Genomic DNA, 6,025 nt, shown 5'->3' on the forward strand with positions numbered 1-6,025 from the left:
GGGCGCCTTTGCGGCGCGGCTCGTGCGTTGCGCCGCAGCGCGCCCCGGCCGCCGCGGCGGCCGGGGCGCGGGACTCACCAGCCCATGTAATGGCCGCCGTTGATCGACAGGTTGGCGCCGGTGACCCAGGCGGCCTCGTCGGGGATGAAGAAGCCGACCGCATAGGCGATCTCGTCGGGATTCCCCAGGCGGCCCACCGGGATCTGCGCGGCGATCTTGGCGCGCACTTCCTCGGGTACGGCCATGACCATCTCGGTCGCGACGTAGCCCGGGGAGACGGTGTTCACGGTGATGCCGAACTTCGCGTTCTCCTGGGCCAGCGAGATCGTGAAGCCGTGCATGCCGGCCTTGGACGCGGCGTAGTTGGCCTGGCCGTACTGGCCCTTCTGGCCGTTGATGGAGCTGATCTGGATGATGCGGCCCCATTTGCGCTCGCGCATGCCGTCGATGACCGGACGGGTCACATTGAAGCAGGAATTGAGGTTGGTGTTGATGACGTCCTGCCACTGCAGCGCGGACATCTTGTGGAACGTGCTGTCGCGCGTGATGCCGGCGTTGTTGACGAGGATGTCCACCGGACCGAGCTGGTCGACGACCTCGCGCACCATCGATTCGGCGGACGCCGGATCGGCCACGTCGCCGGCGGCGAGCGCCACGTCGACGCCGTCGCGCTTGAGGGCCTCCTGCCAGGCCGTCGCGCGGGCCTTGTCGCGATAGTTGGTCGCGACCTTGTGCCCCATCGCCGCCAGCTTGCGCACGATCGCCGTGCCGATACCGCCCGTTCCGCCCGTCACCAATGCCACGCGTGTGGTCATGCTCCACTCCCAGTTAGTCGTTGTGATCCGTCGCAACGCGGGAAAGCCGCGAGACGCGGACTTCGCGGGATTCTACACAAGCCTCATGACCTGCCATGACGCATCTGCACAATTGCCGCGCTGCGCGGAATCGCATTCACGTCGAAGACCTCGATCGCCGCGGCGAGCAGCGCGGCCGGCGTGCCCGCAGGGCCCAGACGCGCCGCGGGCAGGCCGAGGAAGTCGAGCGCGGCGCGCAGCGCCGGCAGCGGATCGGCCGCATCGATCGGCAGGGCGCTGTCCTGTTTGCTGAGCTTGCGCCCGGCCGCGTCCAGCGCGAGCGGCAGATGCAGATACGCCGGCGTCGCGAAACCCAGGCGCTGCTGCAGCAGGATCTGCCGCGGCGTGGAGTCGAGCAGGTCGGCACCGCGCACGACTTCGCTGATGCCCTGGGCCGCATCGTCGACGACGACGGCGAGCTGGTAGGCGTAGTAGCCCTCGACGCGGCGCACGACGAAGTCGCCGACCTCGGCGGCCAGCGGCTGTTCGCAGCGGCCGAGCAGCACGTCGTCGAAGCCTACGACGACATCGGGCACGCGCAGGCGCCAGGCCGGCGCGCGATCCGCTGACGGCGCGGCGATGCAGGGGCTGCGATGCAGTCCGGCGCTCGCTTGCAGATCGCTGCGGCTGCACCAGCAGGCGAACGCGTCGCCGGCGTCGACCAGTCGCCGCAGCGCCGCGGCGTAGGCGTCCTGGCGCTCGTGCTGCCAGACGACCGCTTCGTCGGAAACCAGGCCGAACGCGGCCAAGGTTGCGAGCTGTCGTTGCGCCGCGCCGGCGACTTCGCGCGGCGGATCGAGATCCTCGACGCGGATGATCCAGGCGCCGTTCCGGCTGCGCGCGCGCAACCAGCTGCCGACGGCGGCGACGAGCGAGCCGAAATGCAACGCGCCGGTCGGCGACGGCGCGAAGCGGCCTCGATACGGCACCGAAGGGACGTCGTTCATGCGTCGACGACGCCGCTCCGACTAGGTTGTGCGGCGGCCGTCCGTCCTGCGGCCCGTGCGGCTGCATCCCGCGGCGCGCGCTTGAACTCGCCGGTTCCGGACGCAACTAAGGCCGGAGCCGGATTTCGTTTTCCGCTACGGGAATCTGTCGTCATGCGCATCGTGTTGTTCCTGGCCACCAACCTGGCCATCCTGTTTCTGCTGACCATCGTGATCAAGCTGTTCGGCCTCGACGCCGGCAGCACGCGCAACCTGACCTCGCTGCTGGTCATGGCGGCGGTCATCGGCATGGGCGGCTCGTTCATATCGCTGGCCCTGTCCAAATGGATGGCCAAACGCGCGACCGGCGCGCAGGTCATCACGCAGCCGCAGAACGAAGTCGAACAGTGGCTGTATAGCACGGTCAAGCGCCAGGCCGAGGCGGCCGGCATCGGCATGCCGGAGGTCGCGATCTACGGCGGCCCGGAGATGAATGCGTTCGCGACCGGCATGAGCCGCGACAGCGCGCTCGTCGCGGTCAGCATGGGGCTGCTGCAGAACATGGACCGGCGCCAGATCGAAGCCGTGCTCGCGCACGAGATCAGCCACGTCGCGAACGGCGACATGGTCACGATGGGCCTGATCCAGGGCGTGCTGAACACCTTCGTGATCTTCCTCGCGCGCATCATCGGCTCGCTCGTCGATTCGTTCCTGCGCGGCGGCCGCGACAGCGAAGGCGGTGGCGGCATCGGCTATTTCGTGACCGTCATGGTCGCGCAGCTCGTGCTCGGCGTGTTCGCCTCGCTGATCGTCATGTGGTTCTCGCGCTGGCGCGAGTTCCGCGCCGACGCCGGCGCGGCGCGCCTGGAAGGCAAGGGCGCGATGATCTCGGCGCTGCAGCGCCTGGCCGCCGGCCACGGCGAGTCGACCCTGCCGAAGGAAGTCGCCGCGTTCGGCATTGCCGGTTCCTTCGGCAAGCTGTTCGCGAGCCATCCGCCGATCGAGGAACGTATCGCGGCGCTGCAGCAGCAGGCCTGAGTACCGGCGCCTGACCGGCCGCCGGCCGGGAATCCGCGGCACACAACGAAAAAAGCGGCCGAGAGGCCGCTTTTTTCATGAGCGAGACGGCACTGGCCGCCCGTTTCACTGCAGGTCGTAGACCATGACCTTTTCCGGCTCCTGCAGGAAGTTGCCCTGCACGAAGTTGACGCCGCAGCTGAACAGGATCGACATGCTCGCGGCGTCCTCGACGAATTCGGCCACGGTCTGCTTGCCGGCGTGGGCCGCCTGGTCGCAGAGCTCCTTGAGCTTTTCCTGGTTTTCCTTGTGCTTGGGCAGCTCGGCCATGTAGCTGCGGTCGAGCTTGAGGTAGTCCGCATCGATGTGCTTGAGCAGCTGCATCGAATTCAGGCCGGAACCGAACTGCTCCAGCGCGAAGCCGCAATGGATCTGCTTGAGGCCCGCGACGAAGCTGCGCGCGGGCTTGAGGCTCGTGACGACCTTGCTTTCGGGCATCTCGAACACGAGCGCGTCGCCGCGCAGGCGCGCGTTCTTGAGCTGCTGCGCGATCCACGGCAGCAGGGTCTGGTCTTCCAGCGACTGCGGCGTGAGCTTGATGAAATACGTGGTCTTGACGCCGCTCTTCTCGCGCTCGACGAGCGCCTTGATCGCATGCGCGATGACCCAGCGGTCGATCTGCGGCATCAGGCCGTTCTGTTCGGCGATCGGCAGGAAGAAGTTCGGCGTGATCTCGCCCTTCGGTCCCTGCATTCGCAGCAGGATCTCGAAGAAGTCGCCGTCGGCGCCGTGCAGGCTGATGATGGGCTGGTTGAACAGCACGAAGCCGTTGTTGGCCAGCGCGTCCTGCACGAGCTTGAGCCAGTGGCGCTGCTTCTCCTCGGCGGCCTTGTCCTGGGCAGCCGGGTCGAAGATGTTGACGCGGTTGCCGCCCTCGGTCTGCGCCGCGCGCAAGGTCGCGTTCGCGTTGGCCAGGATGGCCTGGGCGTTCGCGTTCTTTTCGCCGATCAGGCAGCCGCCGACGCTCATCGTCACGTTGATCGACTGCTTGCCGACCTCGAAGATGCGTTCGCTGAAGGCCTTGAGCAGCACTTCGGCGACCTTCTTGGAGTTTTCCTGGTCGCGGCCGACCAGCAGCACGGCGAAGGTGTGGTCGGCGAAGCGCGCGGCGACGTCGGCTTCGGCCAGATGGCGGCGCATGAGGTTGGCCAGGTCGCCCAGCAGCAGGTCGGCGTTGCCGATGCCGATGGTGTCGAGGACCTTCTTGAAGTTGTCCGGCTCCAGCAGCAGCAGGCAGCGGTCGTTGCTGCCGGCCGCGGCCGCGGCGACCGCGCGGTCGAGCTCGACGAGCAGGTGCTGGCGGTTGTAGAGGTCGGTGACGAGATCCTTCGAGCGCAGCGCGTCGAGCTCCTTCTCGAGCTCGGGATTGTTGGTCTGCTGACGGAAGATGATCTGCTGGCAGGGCTCGCCTTCGTAGCTGGCTTCGGCGAACTCCATGGTCGAGTCGAAGGTCGAGCCGTCGGAGCGCTGTGCCTTGAGGTTCAGCTTCTGCGGCGGCTTCTCGCCCTTGGAGAGCTTCTTGAGCAGCGCCTTGAAGTCGTCGGCGTCCTCGGGCGCGATCATGTCGAGGATGGACATGCTCTCGATGTCCTCGAACTCGTCGAAGCCGAACATCTCGAGATAGGCCTTGTTCGCGCGCACGTGCATGCCTTCGTGCACGTAGGCGATCGGGTCGCGCGAGGAGTCGAGCAGGGAGTCGCAGCGCCGTTCGGTCTCGCGCAGCGCCGCTTCGAGGCGGCGCACGCTGCGGCGCATCAGCAGGCTCTCGAACTCGCGCTTGACGACCATCTGCGTGTGATCGGGCCGCGCGCGCAGCGCGATCGCCCGGCAGCCGGTGCGGAACGCCTCGACGATGAGGTCTTCGCTCGGACCGGCGGCGCTGCCGACGATCGCGATGTCCTTGCCGCCGCGGTTGGCCGCGTCGGCGACCTGGCTCAGGCGCAGGGTCTTGGCCGCGAGGTTGACGAGGATCAGATCCGGCGTGCTCTGGAGTATCTGTTCTTCGAGTTCCGCCTCGTTCGTGGCGCGCGCCGGGCGTACCGCGATGCCGCCGTTGCGCAAGACGCTGATCTGCTGTTCGGCGTCCTCGACGGAATCCTCGATCAGCAGCAACTTGATGACGCTGTCCTGTTTACTCATGTCCCCTCGAACGGCGGGCAGACGCGCGCGCAGCCGGCAGGGAAATGACCCCGGCATCGCTCCGCATCTGGCGGATCAATCTTGATGAATCGGTAAGCAAGAAGGTGCGAGCAACCGCTTGTCGCCGTTTTTACCGGATTCGTCCGGTTATTTCCACACTGAATCCAGCGGCTTGCGTGCGGCGTCACAGCGGCGTCTTTGACTTTTCGCCGGCCAGCTCGCGTACCAGACGCGGCACGAGATAGCCTGGCAGACGCTGCCGCAGCGCCTCGACCAGGGCCAGCGCCGCGTCGTCGGCGACCTCGAAATGGGCCGCGCCGAGCACGCGGTCGAGCTGATGCAGATAGTACGGCAGCACGCCGGCGGCGAACGCGCGCTCGGACAGCGCGGCCAGCGCGTCCGCATCGTCGTTGACGCCGCGCAGCAGCACGGCCTGGTTCAGCAGGGTACAGCCGGCGGCGTGCAATGCGGCGCAGGCGGTGTCGACGGATGCGTCGAATTCGTTGGCGTGGTTGGCGTGCAGCACGACGACCTTCTGCAACGGCAGCGCGGCGAGCCAGGTCAGCAGGCCCGCATCGACGCGCTCGGGCAGCACGACCGGCAGCCGCGTGTGCAGGCGCAGGCGCCGGACATGGGGAACGTCGCGCAGGGCCGCGGTCAGCTCGGCCAGCTTCGCATCGGACAGGGACAGCGGGTCGCCGCCAGACAGGATGACCTCGTCGATCGTCGGATCGGCCGCGACGGCCGCAACGGCCTCGCGCCAGCGGCCGGCCGCGGCGGTTTCTTCGGCATATGGAAAATGCCGGCGGAAGCAATAGCGGCAGTTGACCGCGCAGGAGCCGGTCGCGATCAGCAGCGCGCGGCCGGCATATTTCTGCAGCACGCCGTGGGCCGAGCGCGCGGCCAGGTCGCCGACCGCGTCGGCCGTGAACCCGGGCTGGGACGCCAGCTCGGCCGCGAGCGGCAGCACCTGGCGCAGCAGCGGGTCGGCCGGGTCGCCGGCCCGCATGCGCGCGACGAAGCCGCGCG

General features: G+C 67.9%; 5 protein-coding genes. 1 reads left to right on the top strand and 4 read right to left on the bottom strand.

Annotated features, from left to right (window positions below; all coding sequences use genetic code 11):
* Positions 1-74 precede the first annotated feature (74 nt).
* Together phbB and gluQRS are read right to left on the bottom strand one after the other, a co-directional pair.
* The gene (gene phbB / locus NON22_RS19060) at positions 75-815 is read right to left on the bottom strand and encodes an acetoacetyl-CoA reductase (RefSeq protein ID WP_257388548.1); all 741 of its coding nucleotides are present in this window, start codon (positions 813-815) and stop codon (positions 75-77) included.
* Between the two features lie 83 nt (positions 816-898).
* Positions 899-1,783 (bottom strand): tRNA glutamyl-Q(34) synthetase GluQRS, encoded by an 885-nt coding sequence (gene gluQRS, locus NON22_RS19065; RefSeq protein ID WP_257388552.1) that lies wholly within the window; start codon positions 1,781-1,783, stop codon positions 899-901.
* Between the two features lie 171 nt (positions 1,784-1,954).
* On the opposite strand from gluQRS, the gene htpX reads away from it, so the two are divergent.
* A complete protein-coding gene (gene htpX, locus NON22_RS19070; RefSeq protein ID WP_257388549.1) occupies positions 1,955-2,818 on the top strand; it encodes a protease HtpX in 864 nt (287 codons plus the stop codon).
* A gap of 105 nt (positions 2,819-2,923) precedes the next feature.
* On the opposite strand, the gene NON22_RS19075 is transcribed toward htpX, so the two are convergent.
* Both NON22_RS19075 and epmB read right to left on the bottom strand, forming a co-directional pair.
* Positions 2,924-4,996 carry an EAL domain-containing response regulator gene (locus tag NON22_RS19075; protein ID WP_257388550.1) on the bottom strand — a complete coding sequence of 691 codons (2,073 nt, stop codon included), beginning with the start codon at positions 4,994-4,996 and terminating at the stop codon, positions 2,924-2,926.
* Positions 4,997-5,180: 184 nt separating this feature from the next.
* The coding region (gene epmB / locus NON22_RS19080) for an EF-P beta-lysylation protein EpmB (RefSeq protein ID WP_257388551.1) at positions 5,181-6,025 on the bottom strand (845 nt) is incomplete at its 5' end.

It is taken from the genome of Tahibacter caeni (genome assembly GCF_024609805.1).
GTDB classification, from domain to species: domain Bacteria; phylum Pseudomonadota; class Gammaproteobacteria; order Xanthomonadales; family Rhodanobacteraceae; genus Tahibacter; species Tahibacter caeni.

Coding starts and splice junctions, on each gene's coding strand:
- phbB (WP_257388548.1), bottom strand. CDS start 815: ATGACCACACGCGTGGCATTGGTGACGGGCGGAACGGGCGGTATCGGC.
- htpX (WP_257388549.1), top strand. CDS start 1,955: ATGCGCATCGTGTTGTTCCTGGCCACCAACCTGGCCATCCTGTTTCTG.
- NON22_RS19075 (WP_257388550.1), bottom strand. CDS start 4,996: ATGAGTAAACAGGACAGCGTCATCAAGTTGCTGCTGATCGAGGATTCC.